The 21263-nt window shown below is 53.0% G+C and carries 20 protein-coding genes and 1 pseudogene; 7 read left to right on the plus strand and 14 right to left on the minus strand.

Going from position 1 to position 21263, the window contains the following annotated elements:
• Positions 1–213: 213 nt before the first annotated feature.
• A complete protein-coding gene (locus NDQ72_15365; GenBank protein WKD27418.1) occupies positions 214–603 on the minus strand; it encodes a DUF4168 domain-containing protein in 390 nt (129 codons plus the stop codon).
• 146 nt (positions 604–749) lie between these two features.
• Between NDQ72_15365 and NDQ72_15370 the strand changes: the two are divergent.
• Positions 750–1674, plus strand: a pseudogene (locus NDQ72_15370) (DMT family transporter).
• Positions 1675–1678: 4 nt separating this feature from the next.
• Here the strand turns inward: NDQ72_15370 and mtgA are convergent.
• The 3 genes from mtgA to NDQ72_15385 form a co-directional block, all read right to left on the minus strand.
• Entirely contained in the window at positions 1679–2395 is a 717-nt protein-coding gene (gene mtgA / locus NDQ72_15375; protein WKD27419.1) for a monofunctional biosynthetic peptidoglycan transglycosylase, read from the minus strand.
• Between the two features lie 10 nt (positions 2396–2405).
• The gene (gene fghA, locus NDQ72_15380; protein WKD27420.1) at positions 2406–3260 is read right to left on the minus strand and encodes an S-formylglutathione hydrolase; all 855 of its coding nucleotides are present in this window, start codon (positions 3258–3260) and stop codon (positions 2406–2408) included.
• 75 nt (positions 3261–3335) lie between these two features.
• On the minus strand, positions 3336–4445 hold the full coding sequence (locus tag NDQ72_15385) for an S-(hydroxymethyl)glutathione dehydrogenase/class III alcohol dehydrogenase (protein ID WKD27421.1): 1110 nt from the start codon (positions 4443–4445) through the stop codon (positions 3336–3338).
• Positions 4446–4619: 174 nt separating this feature from the next.
• Between NDQ72_15385 and NDQ72_15390 the strand changes: the two genes are divergently transcribed.
• Positions 4620–5516 (plus strand): LysR family transcriptional regulator, encoded by an 897-nt coding sequence (locus NDQ72_15390; GenBank protein ID WKD27422.1) that lies wholly within the window; start codon positions 4620–4622, stop codon positions 5514–5516.
• Here the strand turns inward: NDQ72_15390 and NDQ72_15395 are convergent.
• Positions 5513–6880: an L-serine ammonia-lyase gene (locus NDQ72_15395; protein ID WKD27423.1), complete on the minus strand. Its 1368-nt coding sequence runs from the start codon at positions 6878–6880 to the stop codon at positions 5513–5515. The two genes, NDQ72_15390 and NDQ72_15395, sit on opposite strands and share 4 nt — an antisense overlap.
• A 198-nt stretch (positions 6881–7078) precedes the next feature.
• Between NDQ72_15395 and NDQ72_15400 the strand changes: the two genes are divergently transcribed.
• Both NDQ72_15400 and NDQ72_15405 read left to right on the plus strand, forming a co-directional pair.
• Positions 7079–7729 carry a hypothetical protein gene (locus NDQ72_15400; protein WKD27424.1) on the plus strand — a complete coding sequence of 217 codons (651 nt, stop codon included), beginning with the start codon at positions 7079–7081 and terminating at the stop codon, positions 7727–7729.
• A 184-nt stretch (positions 7730–7913) separates the two neighbouring features.
• Entirely contained in the window at positions 7914–9485 is a 1572-nt protein-coding gene (locus NDQ72_15405) for an AbgT family transporter (protein WKD27425.1), read from the plus strand.
• Between the two features lie 150 nt (positions 9486–9635).
• Here the strand turns inward: NDQ72_15405 and rpoD are convergent, their stop codons facing one another.
• From rpoD to rpsU, 3 genes are all read right to left on the minus strand, one after another.
• Positions 9636–11492 (minus strand): RNA polymerase sigma factor RpoD, encoded by a 1857-nt coding sequence (gene rpoD, locus NDQ72_15410; protein WKD27426.1) that lies wholly within the window; start codon positions 11490–11492, stop codon positions 9636–9638.
• A 270-nt stretch (positions 11493–11762) separates the two neighbouring features.
• On the minus strand, positions 11763–13667 hold the full coding sequence (dnaG, locus tag NDQ72_15415; protein ID WKD27427.1) for a DNA primase: 1905 nt from the start codon (positions 13665–13667) through the stop codon (positions 11763–11765).
• A gap of 178 nt (positions 13668–13845) precedes the next feature.
• The gene (rpsU, locus tag NDQ72_15420; protein WKD27428.1) at positions 13846–14061 is read right to left on the minus strand and encodes a 30S ribosomal protein S21; all 216 of its coding nucleotides are present in this window, start codon (positions 14059–14061) and stop codon (positions 13846–13848) included.
• Positions 14062–14281: 220 nt separating this feature from the next.
• Between rpsU and tsaD the strand changes: the two genes are divergently transcribed.
• Entirely contained in the window at positions 14282–15322 is a 1041-nt protein-coding gene (gene tsaD / locus NDQ72_15425) for a tRNA (adenosine(37)-N6)-threonylcarbamoyltransferase complex transferase subunit TsaD (GenBank protein ID WKD27429.1), read from the plus strand.
• A gap of 46 nt (positions 15323–15368) precedes the next feature.
• Here tsaD and plsY read toward each other — a convergent pair whose 3' ends face one another.
• Positions 15369–15938 carry a glycerol-3-phosphate 1-O-acyltransferase PlsY gene (plsY, locus tag NDQ72_15430; protein ID WKD30418.1) on the minus strand — a complete coding sequence of 190 codons (570 nt, stop codon included), beginning with the start codon at positions 15936–15938 and terminating at the stop codon, positions 15369–15371.
• A gap of 105 nt (positions 15939–16043) precedes the next feature.
• On the opposite strand from plsY, the gene folB reads away from it, so the two are divergent.
• Both folB and folK read left to right on the plus strand, forming a co-directional pair.
• Entirely contained in the window at positions 16044–16400 is a 357-nt protein-coding gene (gene folB, locus NDQ72_15435) for a dihydroneopterin aldolase (protein WKD27430.1), read from the plus strand.
• Positions 16397–16942: a 2-amino-4-hydroxy-6-hydroxymethyldihydropteridine diphosphokinase gene (gene folK / locus NDQ72_15440; protein ID WKD27431.1), complete on the plus strand. Its 546-nt coding sequence runs from the start codon at positions 16397–16399 to the stop codon at positions 16940–16942. The genes folB and folK overlap by 4 nt, the downstream gene beginning before the upstream one ends.
• Before the next feature lie 20 nt (positions 16943–16962).
• On the opposite strand, the gene NDQ72_15445 is transcribed toward folK, so the two are convergent.
• The 5 genes from NDQ72_15445 to pdxA are packed head-to-tail and all read right to left on the minus strand — an operon-like array spanning position 16963 to position 21258.
• On the minus strand, positions 16963–18108 hold the full coding sequence (locus NDQ72_15445; protein WKD30419.1) for a polynucleotide adenylyltransferase: 1146 nt from the start codon (positions 18106–18108) through the stop codon (positions 16963–16965).
• Positions 18109–18139: 31 nt separating this feature from the next.
• On the minus strand, positions 18140–18955 hold the full coding sequence (locus NDQ72_15450; protein ID WKD27432.1) for a symmetrical bis(5'-nucleosyl)-tetraphosphatase: 816 nt from the start codon (positions 18953–18955) through the stop codon (positions 18140–18142).
• Positions 18956–18977: 22 nt separating this feature from the next.
• On the minus strand, positions 18978–19355 hold the full coding sequence (gene apaG, locus NDQ72_15455) for a Co2+/Mg2+ efflux protein ApaG (protein WKD27433.1): 378 nt from the start codon (positions 19353–19355) through the stop codon (positions 18978–18980).
• The gene (gene rsmA / locus NDQ72_15460) at positions 19352–20182 is read right to left on the minus strand and encodes a 16S rRNA (adenine(1518)-N(6)/adenine(1519)-N(6))-dimethyltransferase RsmA (GenBank protein ID WKD27434.1); all 831 of its coding nucleotides are present in this window, start codon (positions 20180–20182) and stop codon (positions 19352–19354) included. Before rsmA ends, apaG begins: the two co-directional genes overlap by 4 nt.
• 26 nt (positions 20183–20208) lie before the next feature.
• A complete protein-coding gene (gene pdxA / locus NDQ72_15465; GenBank protein ID WKD27435.1) occupies positions 20209–21258 on the minus strand; it encodes a 4-hydroxythreonine-4-phosphate dehydrogenase PdxA in 1050 nt (349 codons plus the stop codon).
• Positions 21259–21263: the final 5 nt, after the last annotated feature.

Consider the following 21263-nt stretch of genomic DNA (forward strand, 5'->3'; position numbering starts at 1 on the left):
CACTTGGCGCGGCAGCATCATCAATAGATGAAGTTTGTCTTGGATAGCGTGTACCGTAAACCCTTCAATCACAAATGAGAGTGAACAAAAGCAAAAAAACCCAGCGAAAAACGCTGGGTCTTGTGCACTAACAGACTAGCAGCAGGAGGACAGAATACTTCGCAGGTTAAGGAAAATCTGTCACTATCCACAACACTAGCTGACTGGAACTAATTATGACTGGTTAGCCATTTCCTGAACGCGCTGCATCATCTCAGGATCTTGCTGGATTGACTGACCAATGGCGTTAAAGGTATCAACATCTAGACCGCTATCTTCAACGACTTCGATCATGCGGTCGTTGGCTTCAGCGCGAACTTCCTGTTGGGTGCTTTCATCTTCTGCTTCCTGCAGACGCTGTGTGTACTCTTGAGAGATCACGGCGATTTCTTGAGAAGCATCGGCGAACTGCTGTAGCTGCTCATCAGAGAAATCCTGAGCGGGCGCTTGCTGGGTAGCCATCGGATCCTGGGCGGGGTCTTGGGCTTGCTGTGCATGAGCGGTGCCCGCCATAAGACCAGTAGCGAGAAGAGCAGCAGAGAACAGAGCAGTCATACGTTGCATAGTAAGAAACCTCATTGGCGCGTTATGAATGTGCACCATGTGACGCGCTGTTCAGGAACAGGTTCAACTCTTTATGTAAAAGTTAGTAACAGAATGAAATCTTAAGCAACGCAAAACTAAGCAAAAAGGGCCCGCACCGAGGAACTATGTCCAACACTATCAATAGTTTAAAAAATGTAAATATGGCTTCTTTAGGCCTTGCCGCTATGCCTGGATTATTTGTTTTACTCTGGAGCACGGGGTTCATTGGCGCAAAATTTGGCCTTCCCTACGCAGAACCTTTCACGTTTTTGTTTATTCGTTTCGTGCTCACCCTGATGCTGCTTATTCCACTGACGTGGTTAATGCGCATTGCCTGGCCTTCATCGCCAGTACTCTGGCTGCATATAGGCGTTTCAGGACTTTTGGTACACGGCACTTATTTAGGTGGAGTTTTTTACGGTATCTACCTGGGCATGCCTGCTGGGCTGGCAGCGCTATTGGTTGGCCTGCAGCCGCTGCTAACCGCAGCCTGTGCGGGCCCGCTTCTGAACCCCCCGCCAGTGGCTGGGGCTACTGCTTGGCCTTGTGGGCATCTGTCTGGTATTGGGCAGCAAGCTAGAGTTCGGCACCTCACTTTTTGCTGGCTTTGGCCTTGGCGCTTTGGTTAGCGTGATGGCCGCCTTGGTGGGAATTTCATTGGGGACGCTTTATCAGAAACGCTACTACACCAGCATGCCACTGCTTTCCGGGGCGGTTATTCAATACATAGCGGCAGGCATGCTACTGGGCATGGGAGCACTGCTGTTTGAAACTCGGCAGGTCGAATGGAGCATAACGTTTGTGCTCACTCTTGGCTGGCTAGTACTTATTCTGTCTATCGCCGCCATCCTGCTATTAATGGTGTTGATTAAAAAGGGCGAAGCATCCCGCGTTGCCAGCCTGTTTTATCTGGTGCCACCCGTGACTGCGCTACAAGCATGGTGGCTGTTCGACGAACGCCTCCCCCTGCTCGGACTGGCAGGTATGGTCATTGCCATTGCTGGGGTGATCATGGTGGTACGCAAACCTAGCAGCAAGCGAGAAGCTTAAAGCGCTACAAGCGATCCAAGTAACGAACACCACCTAGATTACGCATTTGCTGAAGAATCCACTGACTGCGGCGCTCTACCTGAGCATCTGGGCGTGACGCGCTGCGGGTACGCGGACTGGGAAGAATAGCCGCTAGCAGGCTTGCTTGCCGTTCGGTCAATGCACTGCCAGAAGCGCCAAAATAGTGCCCTGCCGCCGCTTCTAGTCCAAATACTCCCGTATCCCACTCAGCGACGTTTAAATACACTTCCAGTATGCGTTGCTTGCTCCACAGCATTTCGATTAGCAATGTAAACCATGCTTCTAGCCCCTTACGGGCCCAGCTACGGCCGCTCCATAAAAAAACATTCTTGGCAGTTTGCTGGCTTAGCGTGCTGGCACCCCGCAATCGTTCGCCATCGAGACTGGCTTTCAGGGCACGCTTCAACTCAACTAAATCAAAACCACGATGCTGAGGAAAGCGCTGGTCTTCAGCAGCGATCACCGCCAACTTGGCATTGCTGGATAGATTTTCCCAGCTTCTCCATTGGCGTTGAATATCAATAGGTTCGCTATTTATCCAGCTTTGAATTTTGCGCTCTACCATCACCATTGACCCAGGAGGTGGCACAAATCGGAATAGTAAAACCAGCGCAATTGAGAGGACAATAAAAGCCAGCGCGCCACGCCAAATAAGACGCCATATCAAACCAAGAAAACGGCGCAACGCGCGATTGAGCATTTCGATATCCTTAGCGCTTCATGAGGTGTTCTGCATGATAGCGCATATGCTCCTCAATGAACGAGGCGATAAAGAAGTAGCTATGATCGTAACCTGGCTGGCGGCGCAACGTCAGTGGGTGATCATGCTCTTCACACACAGCTTCCAGACGCTCCGGCATCAGTTGCTCATCCAGGAACTGGTCGGCCTCACCTTGATCGATAAATAGCCGTTGACGAGAGGCACCATTAGCTACCAGCTCACAGGCATCGTACTGGCGCCAGCGCGACTGGTCGTCGCCTAAATAGCTGGTAAACGCATTTTGCCCCCAAGGACAGTTCATTGGGTTAACAATAGGCGCAAAAGCGGAAACCGAACGGAACCGGCCAGGGTGACGCAATGCCAGGATTAATGCGCCGTGACCGCCCATGGAGTGGCCACTGATCGACTCACGCCCGTTTACAGGGAAGTGCTGACGCACTACCGAAGGCAGCTCTTCAATCACGTAATCATACATGCGGTAATTCGATTTCCAGGGGGCTTGAGTGGCGTTCACATAAAAACCCGCACCCGATCCTAGATCGTAACTTTCATGCTCACCGGGCAGATCGGTGCCGCGTGGGCTGGTATCGGGGCAAACAATCGCCACCCCTAGCTCAGCAGCAATACGGTGTGCGCCCGCTTTCTGCATAAAGTTTTCATCGTTACAGGTTAGACCTGACAACCACCAAAGCAGCGGCACGCGCTCGCTCTCTGCCTGGGGAGGCAGATAAACCGCGAACACCATGTCGCAATCCAGCGCCCGGGAGTAGTGGCGGTAGCGCTTGTGCCAGCCACCAAAACTGCGATTGGCAGACACTAGTTCTAAAGTTTCACTCATGCTCATGGGCCGGCTCCTTAAAAAGATGAAAACGCGGAGGGTTTCCCCTACCGCGCTCATTTACCCTATTACCAATGATACTCAGTAATGCAGCACGGTACGAATGCTCTTACCTGCATGGAGCAATTCGAAGGCTTCATTAATTTGCTCAAACGGCATGTCGTGGGTAATAAAGTCGTCGATATTCAGCTCACCATTCATATAGCGCTCGACGTAACCCGGTAACTCACTGCGTCCTTTAACACCACCAAACGCAGAGCCTTTCCAAACCCGCCCGGTGACCAGTTGGAAAGGACGCGTGGAGATCTCTTCGCCCGCACCCGCGACACCAATGACAATCGACTCCCCCCAGCCTTTATGGCAGCACTCAAGGGCCGAACGCATCACGTTAACATTGCCGATACACTCAAAGGAGTAATCAACACCACCGTCGGTCATATCGACGATTACCTGCTGAATCGGGTCGCTGTAGTCTTTCGGATTAACGAAATCAGTCGCGCCAAACTGCTTGGCCAATTCAAATTTATCGGGGTTCACATCGATGGCAATAATCTTCGAGGCTTTTGCCATAACTCCCCCTTGGATGACCGCCAAACCAATCGCGCCCAAACCAAAAACGGCGATGGTGGAGCCTGGCTCTACTTTTGCCGTATTCAGTACCGCACCGATACCGGTAGTAACGCCGCAGCCCAATAGGCAGATTTTATCCATCGGCGCTTCTTTGGAGACCACCGCAAGCGATACTTCCGGCAGCACGGTGTACTCGCTGAAAGTCGACGTGCCCATGTAGTGATGCAGCATTTTGCCATCTAGTGAAAAGCGCGAGGTGCCATCAGGCATCACACCTTTTCCCTGAGTAGCGCGCACGCTGCCACACAGGTTGGTTTTACCAGAGAGGCAGAATTTACATTTTCCGCACTCGGCGGTGTACAGCGGAATAACATGGTCACCCGGCTTAACGCTGGTCACACCCTCGCCAACTTCCTGTACCACACCAGCACCTTCGTGGCCCAATACCGCTGGGAAATTACCTTCGGGGTCAGCACCAGAAAGGGTATAAGCATCGGTATGGCATACACTCGTCGCTGCCATCTTCACCAGTACCTCGCCCGCTTTTGGACCTTCCACATCGATCTCAACTAATTCAAGCGGCTTACCCGCTTCGAGTGCTACAGCTGCACGCGATTTCATCTATGCATCTCCTTAACGGCCACGTAAGAATAAATACTGTTTTGTCGGGCTCATTTGAATCGAACCAGATTTAATGCCTGCAGTGTAGGCCAGCTAGGCGAGTGGGATAAAGCGGGATACACTCATAAGATTATTGCCACTGAGCAACAATCAGAAATTAATTAAGGATAGTTCGTGCAGCGTTGGGACCGTATTGAGGCATTCGTCGAGGTGGTAAGACTGGGAACATTCTCAGCTGCCGCACGCCATTTAAAGGTATCGACATCGCATATTAGTCGCTTGGTGAGCCAGCTGGAAAATCAGTTGGGTGTTCAGCTTTTGTACCGCACAACACGGCAAATTCGTTTAACCGATGCTGGGGCAATCTACGTAGAACACTGCCGCCATCTTTTTGATGGCCTGCGCGATGCAGAGCAAGCGATTAGCGAGCTGCAGGCAAATCCACGTGGGCTGCTGAAGCTGACCTCAGCGACGACGTTCGGCGAGCGCTACATCGCGCCACTGGTGAATGACTTTCAGTGCCTGCATCCGCAGCTTGAAGTGCATATGCACTTCACCAACCGCCCCGTAGAAATTATTGAAGAGGGCTACGATATTGCCATTCGTATGGGGGTACTCAAAGACTCTAGCTTGATTGCTCGGCGGCTATGCGAACGGCAGGAGTATGTCGTGGGCTCCCGGTCTTACTTCCGTCAAGCTCCCAGGCCACATACGCTGTCGGAACTTAGCCAACACCGTTGTCTGATGGGTTCACGTCCTAACTGGTTGTTTGAAGTCAACGGTCAGCGCCGCGAAGTTAAAGTGGAGGGCTGCTGGAGCGGAAACTCCGGCCCCGCGCTGCTTGACGCCGCGCTTAAAGGGCTAGGGCTTGCTCAACTACCGGATTACTACGTAGCCCCCTATCTTGCCAGTGGCGAACTGGTATCCGTTCTGGAACCTTTCCAACACAACGATACGGCGGTATGGGCGGTATATCCTCGTCACCGCCATCTATCACCTAAAATCCGTCAGCTCGTCGATTACTTGGTGGCCAATATTGATGCAACGCTGCCACCCCGCCCTACTCACTAACACTCGATGGCGTTAACAGCCAAACCGCCTTTTGACGTTTCTTTATATTTATCTTGCATATCTCGGCCAGTGTCACGCATGGTGCGAATCACTTTATCCAACGATACAAAATGCTCACCATCACCATGCATCGCCATACGCGCAGCATTGATCGCCTTCACCGAGGCAATGGCGTTTCGCTCAATACACGGCACTTGAACCAACCCCACCACGGGGTCGCAAGTAAGGCCAAGATTATGCTCTAGACCAATCTCAGCAGTGTTCTCTACCTGTTTTGGCGAGCCACCCAGCACTTCTGCAAGCCCCGCTGCGGCCATCGCACAAGCAGAGCCGACTTCTCCCTGGCAGCCAACTTCCGCGCCGGAAATGGACGCGTTCTTTTTACACAATATGCCCATCGCGCCCGCTGCCAACAAAAAAGCCACTATATCGTCGTCACAGGCATCTGGCTCAAATTTCAAATAGTACGCCAGCACAGCAGGCACAATACCGGCAGCACCGTTCGTCGGTGCAGTGACCATCCGTTTACCCGCGGCGTTCTCTTCATTCACTGCCAGCGCAAACAAATTGACCCAATCCATCACAGTAAAGCTCGATACAATTAAGCGTTGATTCTGCGGTGGTGAAAGCAGCTGTTGGTGCAAGCCATGGGCGCGTCGCCGAACATTTAATCCACCGGGCAAGTGTCCCGTCGCTTTTAAGCCATTTTCAATGCTGGTGCGCATGGCTTGCCAAATCGTCAGCAGCTGTGTGCGAATCCCCTCTTCACTGCGCCATGCTTTTTCGTTTTCAAACATGAGCTCACTGATACGCAAACCATTTGTTTGGCAGAGCGCTAACAACTCATTAGCCGTTTCAAATGGGTAAGGTAGCGCGGTTTTGTCTTCGTCTAACCCACCTTGATCGGCGCAGGCTTGATCGACATAAAAGCCACCACCAAGGGAATAGTAAGTATTTGTCGCAATAACCGTATCGTACTGATAAGCCGTCAACACCATAGCGTTCGGGTGAAATGGCAGGCAATGGTCGTCCCATTCAATATCCTGGGTGCGATCAAACGATAGCGCTTGCCCATTGGGCAGCGTTATTAGAGCGCCTTCATCCAGCGCACGTAGCCGCTCAGTAATGGTGTCAGGATCGATTGACTCTGGCGTTTCGCCCATCAAGCCCATGATGACCGCACTATCAGTACCATGCCCGATGCCAGTAGAAGCTAACGAACCGTGGAGCCTAGCCACAATGCGCATCAGCGAAGGTGAGATAACCGCTTGACTAAAATCGCGCGCCGCACGCATCGGCCCAACCGTATGAGAGCTTGATGGGCCAATCCCAATTCTAAAGAGATCAAAAACGCTTATTGCCATTGTGTTGTCTGCCCTTCAGCGGTAATTGTTGATTACCTAATAACTAAGTTACTTTGCAGCCTTAATCCACCATTAGTCGAGCAGCTCACATTAAGTTCGACGTGCGAGCATAGAAGTGTGTCGATATAATGAACATTCTTCTATGCATGTTTTTAAGCTCCTCTCTTACAACGTCATCTCTCTGATAAGGATGTTGGTATGCCATCTTCCCCACCGCAGTGGCCACTCAGTTTTGGATATACGCTTCTGCGCGCAACACTTTATATGTTTTTTGTCGCTGGTATCGCCCAAGGCGGATATTTTGAAGCTCTCTACCTACCCGATGTGCGCTATACCGAATTAGGCTTTACAGAGTTCACTCAAACCCTGGTACTGGCTAGCTGTTGTGGCTTACTCATCTACGTGCGCCAAGTACTCAAGGTATGGCCTACTGTTACGCTTCTATTGCTGGCGTTTGTGGCTGCGTCGCTGGTACGCGAACAGGATTACTTTTTAGATTACTACGTCGCAGACAACTCTTGGAAAGTGCTGGTATCGTTAATTGTCATCCCTAGCCTTGCCTGGGTAGTCGTCCAGCGTCGTCGATTTATTGAAGAATTTTCACATTATAGCAATACGTTCGCGTTTGGACTTTTCACTGGCGGTGTGCTCGTTACCTATATTTTCTCCCGCCTTTATGGTCGCCAAGACTTCTGGCGAGCCGTCATGCAGGATAACTATATTCGCGAATTTAAAGATGTCGCTGAGGAAGCCATCGAGCTTTTAGGCTACAGCCTGATTCTATTTGCCATGATTGAGCTTCTGCTGATTGCTCGGCGTATTTACAAAGCGCGACAAGTCGCACGCTAGTCCTCTCATCTCCCGCTAGCAGCCCTTTTTTATCGCCGCCTTACACCTTGCGCAGGCGGCATTCATTTTTTACATCTCGCTATACATAAAGCCATTTGCGACCCCGATGGCTTCAACGTAGTGTCGTCCCCCAGACTCATGGGCATTTTTTGCTAAAAAACAACCTACTGACGACAAAAACCTTATGACAAACTCACAAAATCGCCAAGAAACCCTAAAGCGAGGTGCATTTACTCGTTTTCTTGATAGCGTTGAGTGGCTGGGTAATCTACTCCCACATCCTGTTACTCTCTTCGCTATTTTATGTGTTCTGGTAGTAGTCGCCAGCGGCATCGCCGGTGCATTAGGGGTATCTGTTGCTGACCCTCGCCCTGCTAACGAAGGTGAATGGATAGCGGTTAATTCACTGCTCAATGCCGAAGGCCTGCGCCGCTTAGTCACTGAAATGGTAACCAACTTCACTAGCTTTGCACCACTGGGTACAGTACTGGTAGCCATGCTGGGGGTCGGCGTTGCTGAGCACTCAGGACTGCTTTCAGCCAGCATGCGTGCGCTGGTTCTCAATCGCTCGCCGCGCATTGTCACCTATGCAGTGGTGTTTGCCGGCATCATGTCGAACATGGCGGCTGAGCTTGGCTATGTCGTATTGATTCCTTTAGCGGCCATGATTTTCCACTCATTAGGGCGTCATCCATTGGCGGGCCTAGCGGCTGCGTTCTGCGGTGTTTCTGGAGGCTACAGCGCTAACTTACTGATTGGTACTGTTGACCCGCTACTATCGGGCATCACCCAGGAAGCAGCGCGTCTTCTTGACCCTGCTTACATTGTGGGCGCAGAAGCCAACTGGTTCTTTATGTTCGCCAGTACGTTCTTTGTCACGCTTATTGGTGGCTTTGTTACTGAGCGAATCGTAGAACCCAAGCTAGGTAAATTCGATTCTGCCTATGCTGATAGCGGCATTGAAAACCAGCGCATGGAAGGGCTATCCGACTCAGAGAAGCGCGCCTTAAAAGGGACTGGACTTGCGACATTAGCATTAGCCGCTCTGGTCGCGGTCATGGTTGTGCCCGAAAGCGGCATATTGCGTAACCCCGAAACAGGGCTAATTAGCGGCTCGCCCTTTTTGCGTGGCATTGTGGTAATTGTCGCGGTGTCCTTCACCGTATTGGGGTTTGTCTATGGCCGCCTGGCAGGCACCATGCAAAACGATCGCGATATTGTCGACGCTATGGCGAAAAGCATGAGCAGCCTCGGCCTTTATATCGTTCTGGTCTTTTTTGCGGCACAGTTTGTAGCGCTGTTTAACTGGAGTAACTTTGGCACTGTCACAGCCGTTGCCGGTGCCGATCTGCTGCAGTCTTTAGGGCTACGCGGCCCAGGTCTGTTCGCGCTGTTTATCATTATGTGTGCGTTCGTCAACCTATCACTAGGCAGCGCCTCTGCACAGTGGGCAGTAACAGCTCCCATCTTTGTACCGATGCTAATGCTAATGGGCTATGCCCCTGAAGTAATTCAGGCGGCGTATCGAATCGGCGATTCGGTTACTAACTTAATTACACCCATGATGAGCTACTTTGGTTTAATTCTTGCCGTAGCAACTCGCTATCGTAAAGATATGGGCATTGGGACGTTGGTAGCGGTTATGCTGCCCTACACGCTATTTATGCTGATTGGCTGGAGCCTGCTGTTCTTTATTTGGGTATTTGTTTTTGGCTTGCCTGTCGGCCCAGGATCAGCCACGCATTACACGCTTTAAGCCATATCATCATATAACGCTTATGGCATAACGCAAAAAGCCCGTCGTTCATAGAACGGCGGGCTTTTTGTTTATGGTGACGACTACCAAATCACCACTTTCTATTTACTACTTACTAGCCACTACTTACCAAGTACGAGAGCTAACTGATCACTCGTCGAGGAATGAGCGCAGCGGCTCAGAGCGACTCGGATGGCGTAGCTTGCGCAGCGCCTTAGCTTCGATCTGACGAATTCGCTCGCGAGTAACGTCAAACTGCTTACCCACTTCTTCAAGCGTGTGGTCGGTATTCATATCGATACCGAAACGCATGCGCAGCACTTTCGCTTCACGAGCAGTTAAGCCGCCAAGGACGTTACGCGTTGCTTCGATCAAGCCTTCGCCGGTGGCCATATCAATCGGCAACAACATAGTGCCGTCTTCGATAAAGTCACCTAAGTGCGAATCGTCGTCATCACCAATCGGCGTCTCCATAGAGATCGGCTCTTTGGCAATTTTTAGCACCTTGCGTACTTTGTCTTCCGGCATTTCCAGACGTTCGCCCAGTTCTTCCGGCGTTGGCTCGCGGCCCATTTCCTGCAGCATCTGACGAGAAACACGATTGAGCTTATTGATCGTCTCAATCATGTGCACCGGAATACGGATGGTGCGTGCCTGGTCAGCGATAGAACGCGTAATCGCCTGACGAATCCACCATGTGGCATAGGTCGAGAACTTGTAACCGCGGCGATATTCGAACTTATCAACCGCTTTCATCAAACCAATGTTGCCTTCTTGAATCAGATCCAAGAACTGCAGGCCACGGTTGGTGTACTTCTTCGCAATCGAAATTACCAAACGCAGGTTAGCCTCAACCATCTCTTTCTTAGCACGACGTGCTTTCGCTTCGCCGATAGAGAGCTTGCGGTTAACTTCTTTGAGGTCGGCCACGGTGAGCTGCACCATGTCTTCTTCAAAGGCAATTTTGCGCTGCGAACGAGCAATATCGGCACGCAGTGGCTCAAGACGGTCAGCATACTTGGGCTGCGCTTCCTGGAAGGTGTCCAACCATTTTGGATTAGACTCGTACCCAGGGAACGACTTAATGAAGGTTTTGCGCGGTACTTTAGCTTTCTTCACGCACAGCTGCATAACCGCTTTTTCTTGGGCACGCACCTGCTCAACGCTAATACGTACTTGGCCAACCAGACGCTCAAAATGCTTCGGCACCAGCTTAATCGGCGAAAACAGCTCGGCTAAACGCGATTGCTCACTTTTAAGCTCAGCGCTACCACGCCCATATTTCGCCAACGCAGCTTCAACAGCGGCGTTCTGCTCACGGATTTGTTCGAAACGAGCTTTCGCTTCTTCCGGATCAGGGCCGCCTTCGCTGGCAGTGCTGTCGTCATCTTCGTCGTCACCGTCGCTGTCGAGATCATCATCATCGCTCAACTCGGCTTCCGGCTCAGGCTCGGGCACTTCGGCTTCTGCAACGCCTGGAATCCCCTCGTCGGGGTCGATAAAGCCAGAGAACAGATCAGACAAGCGACCAGGCGCTTCTTCATCCTGCGTGGCATCGTAGGCATCCAGGATAGAAGCAACAGCGCCAGGCAAATACGCCAGCGCTGACATCACTTCCCGCGTGCCCTCTTCTATCCGCTTGGCGATTTCGATCTCACCTTCGCGGGTTAGAAGTTCAACCGTACCCATTTCGCGCATGTACATGCGCACAGGGTCGGTAGTGCGACCGACGTCGCTTTCCACGGCGGCGAGTGCCGCGACGGCCTCTTCCGCAGCGGACTCGTCCGTGGAGTGATCCGACATCATCAAAGTGTCTTCATCTGGCGCTTCTTCAACGACACTGATACCCATGTCGTTAATCATGCCAATGATGTCTTCCACTTGATCCGGGTCGGCGATATCCTCGGGTAGATGGTCGTTGACCTCGGCATAGGTCAGGTAGCCCTGTTCCTTGCCGCGCGCGATCAACTCCTTCAGACGTGACTGCTGCTGCGCATTTCCAGCCATAGAAACCCTATCTCGACGAAGAAGAATGAAACACCTGGGGCGCTGAATCGATTAAACTCAACAAGCCGAACAGTATAGCGTAAATAGCAGGAATTTTTCCAGCGAAACGTATTTGCGCGGTCATTCAGGTGTGTTAGGTTGTTCGGTTAGGCCAGCGCCTGGCGACTGACCCTTTATTTGGTGCCAACGTTAGGGAAATTCAACCCTAGCGCCTCAAACTCTACTCATTCCAAACTCTACTCATTCAAAGACAAACGCCGTAAAGCTCACTTAATGTCGTTGAACAAGCTCCATCATTAAACTTGCCAAACGCTGCCGCTGCGCTTTATCCAGCTTTTGCCCAGAACGCTCTAAATCCAGCAACGCCTGGTACTCTTCCTGAGGCGATCGCTTGCGCTGAACCTCTATTAGATGTTCAACCAACCCTGTCAGCTCAGTCTCCCGAGTTCCCTTGGGAATCAGCAACTCCCGTGACGCCAGCTCAGCCAAGACCTGACCTTCATGGCTCCCCTGAAAGTGCGCCAACACCACTTGCGGGCTGCGATAACGCCCGGCACGTAGTAACTCAATCAAGTCACGACATAGCGGTGCTTCTTCACTCTCCGGCAACCAATCCAGGGAATCCGGCAGCGACGTCACTAAACCAGGCTCATGCAACAGTAGCTGCACAATACGAGCCACGGTTGAAAGCACTTGCGGGCGCGGCGACTGAGCGCGCCCCTTTGGTGCCTTTTTACCAGCAGGCTTTGCGCTGACCAGCTGCTCCTCATGATGCTCAAACGGCATCATGTCGGGCGACTCAAGCGGCTCCCAGTGCACGGCTTCCTGCGAAGGCGCTTTCTGTGCCTCTTTTTGCGCACTGGCGGCCGCGCGTTTATCAAGCAGCGTTTTCAGTTGCGATTGTGCCAACCCACTGCGCTTAGCTAACGCCTCCAACAGTAACGATTTGAGCATGCCTTCAGGCACTTTGTTCAATGCCTCAAGCACCTGACTTGCAAACCGCTCTCGCCCTTCCACGGTATTCAAGTCTCGCCCCTGCGCTGCCTGCTCAAAAAGAAACTCAGATAGCGGCATCGCACAGGTAACGCGATCTTGAAATGCGTCGCTACCTTCACGGCGCACTAGCGTATCCGGGTCGTCACCTTCCGGCAGAAACAGGAAGCGCGCTTCACGACCGTCAATCATCTGCGGCAAGGCGGTTTCCAACGCACGGCTGGCCGCTTGACGTCCTGCACGGTCACCGTCGAAGCAAAACACCACACGGCTGACTAAACGAAATAGTCGGCTTAGGTGGTCTTCTGTTGTTGCCGTCCCTAAGGTTGCGACAGCGTTGTTGATACCGTACTGCGCCAGCGCCACGACATCCATGTAACCTTCAACGATGACGAGCTGCTCAAGCTTGCTTGACGCTTGGCGAGCCTCATACAACCCGTACAGCTCACGTCCTTTGTGAAAGACAGGCGTTTCGGGCGAATTCAGATATTTAGGCTGTTCATCACCCATTACCCGACCGCCAAACGCGATGGTGCGCCCCCTTAAATCCCGAATGGGAAACATCACTCGATCGCGAAAGCGGTCATACGTCCGCCCCGTGTCTTCACGGTGAATTAGCAAGCCATACTCTACTTGTACAGGCTCACCAATACCTCGCGTACTCAAGTGCTGCTTCAGGGCTTCCCACCCACCAGGCGCATAGCCAATACCATAAGTACTGACAACATCTGGCGATAACCCGCGTCCTTGCAGATAACGCTGTGCTCCCTGCCCTTCCTGCATTTTTAGCCGTTCTCGATAAAAACTGGCAGCAAGTTCAAGAAGATTAACGCCCTCTTTGCGCTTTTTTTCGCGTTGCTGGGCGCGCGGATCATCGGCACCCTCACGAGGAACATCCAGCCCTAAACGACTAGCCAACTGCTCAACCGCATCGGGAAAGGGTAGTTTGTCGTATTCCATTAGAAAGCGTAGCGCATTACCGTGGGCACCACACCCAAAGCAGTGATAAAACTGTTTATCAGCGCTAACCGTAAACGATGGGGTTTTCTCTTGATGGAAAGGACATAGCCCAGAATAGTTACGCCCGGCCTTTTTAAGCTGCACACGCTCACCAACCACCTCGACCACATCAACGCGGCCTAACAGGTCATCGATAAAACGTTGTGGAATTTGGCCTGCCATGAACTGCGGGCATCCTCGCGCAAAGCGCTAGTTCGCTTGCCTAGAGTCATCAAGCAAATTGCCAGATCACCATAAACAGCGATGAAACAAAACAAAAAACAAACGGCCACCTAGTGGCGGCCGCTTGACATCCCTCTTGAGATGGCCAGCTAACTGCTCCGGCCCCCTCGGGTACGGATCAATAGAGCCGTTCGAAACGCTTTTGCTCACGCTGAATTTTCTTGGCGTGGCGTTTTACGGCAGCTGCCGCTTTGCGTTTACGCTCAGCAGTCGGCTTCTCATAGTGCTCGCGGCGGCGTACTTCAGAAAGAACACCGGCTTTTTCGCAAGAACGCTTGAAGCGACGCAGGGCGACGTCAAACGGCTCGTTATCACGTACTTTTACAGAAGGCATTAAGCACTCACCTACCTTAAGGAGTCTTGAGTTCGGATAGTACGTACACTTTTAGAATACAGTGTACGACCCAGTTTTACAGCGCACAGTAGTCTAGTCGTGGTTGGCGATCTTTGCAAATGCTTACGCGCCTTAAGTATGAGAATGCTAAACTAGGCGACTGATTAGCAGCACTGGTTTCTAACCTGCAACTTTTTAACTTACAACGAGTTCTTCAGCCATGCGCGTACTGGGCATTGAAACGTCTTGCGATGAAACGGGCGTCGCGATTTATGATACTTCGCACACTGGAGGCCGCGGCCTGCTCGCCGACGCGCTGTATAGTCAAATTGCCATGCATGCCGAGTATGGCGGCGTGGTGCCTGAACTCGCTTCTCGCGACCATACGCGCAAACTGTTGCCACTGATCGAGCAAGTATTGCACGACGCCAAGCTGACGCGTAACGACCTAGACGGCATTGCCTACACAGCTGGCCCGGGGTTAGTCGGTGCGCTCATGGTGGGTGCCAGCACAGCGCATGGTATGGCACGTGCGCTGAACATCCCAGTACTTGGCGTACACCACATGGAAGGCCACCTGTTAGCCCCTATGCTGGAAGATGACGCCCCTGACTTCCCTTTCGTAGCCTTATTGGTCTCTGGCGGACACACTCAACTTGTCGAAGTACAGGCCCTGGGACACTACCAGTTACTCGGGGAATCCGTTGATGATGCCGCAGGTGAGGCCTTCGACAAAGCGGCCAAAATGCTCGGACTCCCCTACCCCGGCGGCCCTCACGTTGCAAAACTTGCTGAACAAGGCAATCCAAAACGTTTTCGCTTTCCACGGCCAATGACCGACCGCCCAGGCCTAGACTTCAGTTTTTCGGGATTAAAAACCCACACGCTGACCGCTATTCGCCAATTGGATGCTGCTAGCGAGTTAGACACCCAGGCCAAGGCTGATGTGGCGAGGGCATTTGAAGAAGCCGTAGTGGACACCCTGGTTATCAAATGTCGCCGGGCACTGGATCAAACCGGATTGAAGCGCTTAGTGGTGGCAGGTGGCGTTAGCGCTAATCAACGCCTGCGCGAACGCCTCGCGGTTGAAACAGAGAAACGCAACGCGCGATCTTATTACCCTCGCGGGCGCTTCTGCACCGACAATGGCGCGATGATCGCTTATGTGGGCGCCCAACGACTGGCGGCGGGTGAGCATGATGACAACGGCATTATGAAGGCTACACCGCGCTGGCCGTTGGACACCTTAACGCCTACTTAACACCTCTAGCTCCTACACCTATAGCTCCTACATCTATAGCCCCTGCCTAGCCGCGGAGATGCGGCTCTTCTCCGCGGCGCAGGCGGCGAATATTTAACCCGTGACGGGCAAGCACCAGCAGGCTAAACCCACTCACAACCACAACATAGTCAGGTGCTAGCCAAGCGCAGGCCAGCGGTGCGACAAATGCACTAACGAGCGATGCTGCCGCTGCCATGCGTAGCCGCCAAGCCAGCAGCATCCAGCACACCGCACTAAGCAGCGCCACGCTGGGTACCAATATCAACAGCACGCCAAACGCACTGGCAACCGATTTACCACCGCGAAACCTATGCCATAGTGGATAGCTGTGACCTAGCAGAACAGCAAATCCAACCGCCCCTTGCAACCAAACAGGCAGCCCTAACAATTTGGCTGCCAGCACTGCAGGTGCCCCTTTTAAGGCATCTAGCAAAAGCGTGGCGACTGCTAAACGAGGCCCGTAAAGGCGTAGCACGTTCGAAAACCCAGGGTTACACGAACCGCAATATCGCGGATCAGGAACACCTGCTAGCCGGCATACGCTAAGCGCCGCTAACCAGCTCCCGCTTAAGTAGCCCACCACCATCCATATCACTCCGCCCACCATCTTGGCTCCTTCCCAGCGTTAGATCGTACCTAGCTGTCGTTTCGCGCTATCCTCAAGTACAATCCCCCGCTTGTTGACGCTAGAGGAATAGCTGTGGATCGCATTTTGATCGAAGCGCTGGCAGTAGATACCGTCATCGGTGTGTACGACTGGGAGCGCACTATTGTTCAGTCTTTGAGCTTGGACTTATCGCTCGCAACGGATATTCGTCCCGCCGCCGCTGCAGATGATTTGAGCCTGACGCTTGATTATGCAGCCATTTGCCAGCGAATTCAGCGCTTTGCTGACGAGCACCAATTTGCTCTCGTCGAGACATTTGCCGAGCGCCTAGCTGAGTGCTTACAGCAGGAGTTTTCCATTATCTGGCTGCGCCTTACCGTACGCAAACCGGGGGCCGTTCCACAAGCCGCTAGCGTCGGTCTTGAAATCACCCGCGGCACGCTTCCATGAGCTTGGTTACTCTCAGTTTAGGCAGCAATATCGATCCGGACACTCATATCCGCCTGTGCCTAGATGCGCTCGAAGACACGTTTGGCCCCCTTCAAATATCGCGCATATTTGAAAGCGAGCCGGTAGGATTTAGCGATAATCGCAACTTTTACAACCTTGTGGTTGCCTTTGATAGCGATTGGTCGGTGGGCGAGCTTCAGGCGTGGTCTAAGCAACTCGAAATTGCCCATGGCCGCACTCCCGATATGCTTAAGTGTAGTCCTCGAGCACTGGATATTGACCTGCTCGCAGTAGGCGGTATTTGCGGCACTGTTGACGGTGTTGCCCTGCCCCGAGGGGAAATCACGCACAATGCCTTCGTTCTACAGCCGCTAGCCGAACTGCTACCCGATCAGTATCACCCTATCTATGGCTTGTCTTACGCTGCGCTATGGCAGCGCTTTGAATTGGGTAGTCAACGCTTATGGGCCATCGACTTTCATTGGCGTGGACGCTGGGTTTCCCAGGCAGACCCTGTGCCAAAGGCGGTGTCCGCTCGCTAAACAAAGCCTATAGCCAGCCCTTAGTGCGTATCCATCAGCGCACTTGCTACTGCCTGCTGGCGGTGTTCACGTAGCGCCTTACCTAAAGCTGCACCGCGATAACCCGCTTGCAATAGCGCTTGAGGGTCAACGCTTTGTGCAGCCTGCCACGCCCGATTCAGCGGTTCGAGCGTATTCTCTGCTAAACGCTTAATAAGTTGTAACTGTGCATTAACCTGCGCGGGCTTACGCCAACCATCCAAACGCTCCAGCCAGTGCAGAACGCGTTCGTCACTTAATGGCTCGGCCAACATATCCCTACTCAGCGCTACATGGCGCGCCAGCTGCGTCACCGCATTAGGTAATCGCAATCTTATCGCCAGCGCATCACGCTGAGCATCATTCAATACCGACACCAACAACGCGTAGCGCCAGTGAGCCAGAGGAAGTGAGCTGTCGATAGCCACCTGTGCAACTGTCTCAAGCGCCATCGCCTCAAGCGCGTTTGCCAGCACAACGCCATCTGTTAGCTCAGGCCACCAAGCAGCCAGCGCTTCGCAATCATTTAAGGCGGTGAAGTAACGGTCAGGATTTGGTTCACCCAGCGCTTTTTCGGTTTCGACCCACACTCGCTCCGCAGCAAGGTGGCTAAGCTCACCACTGCGACTTACATCTCGCATTAGCTCGAGGGTTTCAGGCGCGATGGCAAACCCTAAATGCGCATAACGGGCAAGAAAGCGTGCCGTGCGAAGTACCCGTAAGGGATCTTCACTAAATGCCGGGGACACATGGCGTAATAGCCGCTGTTCAATATCCCGCTGACCGTTAAAGGGGTCGGTCAACGCGCCATCAAAGCGCTGCGCAATCGCGTTGATGGTTAAATCACGTCTTGAAAGGTCTTCTTCTAAGGTCACATCAGGACTTGCGTGTACTTCAAAGCCGCCATAACCGTGGCCAGACTTTCTCTCAGTGCGCGCTAGCGCATACTCTTCGGCGGTATCAGGATGCAGGAATACCGGAAAATCGCGCCCCACTGGTTTAAAGCCCCGCTGTTGCATGACTTCTGGCGTGGCACCGACGACGACCCAATCATTATCCACTACCGGCCAGCCTAACAGCGCATCGCGCACTGCCCCGCCAACACGATAAACATCGAGTCCTTTGGTTTTCGCATCCACCTGAAACACGGCTACCGCCCTTTTTTCAATGTCTGGTGTTTTAATATCTCGGCTGACGGCTAGGTACGCTGATGCGCTCACCCGATTCCAGATTGAGAGCGGTTAACGACCCACCCCACACGCAACCAGTATCCAGCGCTTCAACCTTTATCTTGGCGTTCGGGGTTTGGCCCTCTAATGCCGCCCAGTGTCCGAATAACAGTTGAAGCGCATCTGCTCTTGGGTATTGAAACCAGGGGGCGAACCCGTCAGGCGCACTTTCCAAGCCTTCTTTAGCAGCGAAGTCTAGCCGACCATTAGCGTCGATAAAGCGCATGCGGGTAAATATATTGACGAGACAGCGCAAACGATCAATTCCTTCTAGATCCTCATGGAACTGGTCAGGTTGATTACCAAATAGCTGCGTTAAAAAATCACCCGAACGCTCACTAAGCAAGGCCATCTGCACTTCTTGACTAAACGATACCGCTTGCTCGGCGCACCACGTTGGTAATACACCGGCATGGGTCATCAGCGTATTGTTTTCATAAACTGCCAATGGCTGGCTTTGCAGCCAATCCAACACCTGTTCGCGCTGTGGTGTCGCAAGAATATCGCTGAGGGTATCGTTTTTTTTCAGTTTGCCGCCGCCACGAGCCACCACCAATAAATGAAAATCGTGATTACCCAGCACGCATCGAGCGGCGCTGCCTAACGCCTGCACTTCCTGCAAGCAAGCCAGCGAGCCAGGGCCACGATTGACCAAGTCACCAACCAGCCAGAGTGTATCGTTTGCTGCATTGAAGCTTAGCTTTTCTAGCAAACTGACAAACTCGGCATGACAGCCGTGCAGATCACCAATGGCATAGGTGCTCATCGCTCTCCCTTTTTGAGAATGGTCAGTGAAGCTGACGCGGCACCGCTAGCCTGAAAGGCGCAATGGGCACTTCAAAAGCTCGTTGGGTGTAGGTGTTAAGCAGCGTGTAAGCGCCCTCCATAACGCCTACCGGCGTTTGCAGAATGGCTCGACTGGTGTAGCGAAAACGCTGCCCCGGGCCAATTAACGGCTGCTGGCCCACCACCCCTTTGCCACGCACCTCTTGGCTATCACCGTTACCTTGGGTAATTTTCCAGTAGCGCGCCATGAGCTGCACGCTATGAGGGCTTTGGTTATGCACCGTCACGGTGTAACTAAACACGAAGCGCGACTCACGGTCATCTGACTCGGCTGCACGGTACTCAGGCGCGACGCTAACCTCAATGGCTAGGGCACTCACGCGTCAGCACTCCCATTACCACCAAGCGCTTCGTCAGTAGCCACTTGGTTGGCGATAGCTACGTACTCTGCAACCGTCAAGGTTTGAGGGCGCCGTGCAGGGTCAATGCCTAGTGCTTCTAATGTTTCTGCGCTTACCCTGCCTTTCAGGTTATTGCGCAGTGTTTTGCGTCGCTGACCAAACGCCAGCTTGACCAATTCAAACAGCAGCGCTGGGTCATCTGCTGTTTGGGGCAAGCTTTCGTGAGGTGTTAGCCTAACAATGGCAGAGTCAACTTTCGGTCTGGGAACAAAGGCTTCCGGCGGTACGACAAACAGCTGATCCACGTGGCAGTAATATTGCGCCATCACCGACAGGCGCCCCCAATCAGTGCTACCTGGCTCAGCGGCCAAACGCTCAACGACTTCTTTTTGCAGCATAAAGTGCATATCGGCAATCGCATTGCCCATGGTTAACAGATGCACTATCAACGGCGTCGAGATGTTGTAAGGCAGGTTACCGACGACTCGCAGCGCAGGGCCATCCCCTTTTAGCGCGGCGAAATCAAACTTTAGTGCGTCACCCTCATGGATAACAAAGTCAGGGTAGTTAAAAAACTGCACCCTTAAGCCCGGAATCAGGTCACGGTCTAATTCAATGACTTCAAGCTTTCCTGCCGCCTCTAGCAACGGAGCAGTGAGCGCGCCTTGCCCAGGGCCAATTTCGACGAGTCGGTCGCTTTCGCGAGGCCCAATGGCACGGACAATACGCGAAATGATGCCGAGGTCACGCAGAAAGTTTTGACCAAAGCGTTTACGAGCGCGGTGCTGCTGAGGCACTTGAGACATCTAACAGTGTTCCTTGGAGGGTTGATTCATAAAGCATTTAAGCCATTGGCGCGCTGCGCGGAAAGTCGCTTTGCTAGCGCTAGGGCTACGCCTAAGCTATTGGGGTCGGCAGTGCCGCGACCGGCTAAACTGAGCGCGGTACCGTGATCTACCGAAGTACGTACCAGCGGCAAGCCAAGTGTAATATTCGCCGCCTGACCAAAGCCTGCGTATTTTAACACTGCCAGCCCCTGGTCATGATACATCGCCAGCACCGCATCAACGCCCGCTAAATGGCGCGGCGTGAAAAGCGTATCAGCTGGCAGTGGGCCTTGAACATCAAGGCCTTCAGCGCGCAGCGCTTTCAGCGCGGGGATAATAACATCGAGTTCTTCGCGCCCTAAATGGCCATCTTCTCCGGCATGAGGATTTAGCCCACACACCGCAATGCGCGGAGCGGCAATCCCAAACTGGTTTTTCAGATCAGTCGCAAGCAAACGGCTAATGCGGGTAATTTTGTCGTAGGTAACCGCATCCGCCACGTCACGCAGCGGTAGGTGTGTGGTGACAAGCGCGACGCGTAGGTCACTGTTACCCTGCCAGCGGCTCGACTGAGCGTGCAGCGCCTGGTCGGTAGCCAACAACATCACGACCTCATCAACCCCACAGGCATCGCGCAGCCATTCGGTGTGGCCAGTGAAGCTAGGAAAGCCGCCTTCGATAATCACCCCTTTATGCAGCGGCGCAGTGACCATGGCCGCTGCATATCCCTGCTGACAGGCGTCGACAGCGATTTGCAATGTCTCTAGCACATAGCCTGCATTAGCAGGATTGAGCACGCCAGGGAGCGCTGGTTCGCGAAGTGCCGCGGGCCACACAACCAAACGCCCTGGCGAGGAAGCCACACTGCTTCCAGGGGCAGCTTCTATCACATCAACATGAAGCCCCAGCAGCGACGCACGCTGTTTCAGCAACTGCGTATCGCCAATAGCCACCGTATTATTCAATTGGCCATTAGCGGCTAGCATCAGTGTGATTTCTGGCCCGATGCCCGCTGGCTCTCCGGTAGTTATCAGCAGTGGCGCACTATTGCTCATTAGAT

Source organism: Halomonas sp. KG2, assembly GCA_030440445.1.
GTDB lineage: Bacteria > Pseudomonadota > Gammaproteobacteria > Pseudomonadales > Halomonadaceae > Vreelandella.

Bases quoted from the DNA above. Each gene is read 5' to 3' on its own strand.
- rpsU (WKD27428.1), bottom strand. From the start codon at position 14,061: ATGCCTTCTGTAAAAGTACGTGATAACGAGCCGTTTGACGTCGCCCTG.
- mtgA (WKD27419.1), bottom strand. From the start codon at position 2,395: ATGCTCAATCGCGCGTTGCGCCGTTTTCTTGGTTTGATATGGCGTCTT.
- tsaD (WKD27429.1), top strand. From the start codon at position 14,282: ATGCGCGTACTGGGCATTGAAACGTCTTGCGATGAAACGGGCGTCGCG.
- rsmA (WKD27434.1), bottom strand. From the start codon at position 20,182: ATGTCTCAAGTGCCTCAGCAGCACCGCGCTCGTAAACGCTTTGGTCAA.
- NDQ72_15450 (WKD27432.1), bottom strand. From the start codon at position 18,955: ATGAGCACCTATGCCATTGGTGATCTGCACGGCTGTCATGCCGAGTTT.
- folK (WKD27431.1), top strand. From the start codon at position 16,397: ATGAGCTTGGTTACTCTCAGTTTAGGCAGCAATATCGATCCGGACACT.
- dnaG (WKD27427.1), bottom strand. From the start codon at position 13,667: ATGGCAGGCCAAATTCCACAACGTTTTATCGATGACCTGTTAGGCCGC.
- rpoD (WKD27426.1), bottom strand. From the start codon at position 11,492: ATGGCTGGAAATGCGCAGCAGCAGTCACGTCTGAAGGAGTTGATCGCG.
- NDQ72_15395 (WKD27423.1), bottom strand. From the start codon at position 6,880: ATGGCAATAAGCGTTTTTGATCTCTTTAGAATTGGGATTGGCCCATCA.
- pdxA (WKD27435.1), bottom strand. From the start codon at position 21,258: ATGAGCAATAGTGCGCCACTGCTGATAACTACCGGAGAGCCAGCGGGC.
- fghA (WKD27420.1), bottom strand. From the start codon at position 3,260: ATGAGCATGAGTGAAACTTTAGAACTAGTGTCTGCCAATCGCAGTTTT.
- NDQ72_15365 (WKD27418.1), bottom strand. From the start codon at position 603: ATGCAACGTATGACTGCTCTGTTCTCTGCTGCTCTTCTCGCTACTGGT.
- NDQ72_15400 (WKD27424.1), top strand. From the start codon at position 7,079: ATGCCATCTTCCCCACCGCAGTGGCCACTCAGTTTTGGATATACGCTT.
- NDQ72_15385 (WKD27421.1), bottom strand. From the start codon at position 4,445: ATGAAATCGCGTGCAGCTGTAGCACTCGAAGCGGGTAAGCCGCTTGAA.
- NDQ72_15405 (WKD27425.1), top strand. From the start codon at position 7,914: ATGACAAACTCACAAAATCGCCAAGAAACCCTAAAGCGAGGTGCATTT.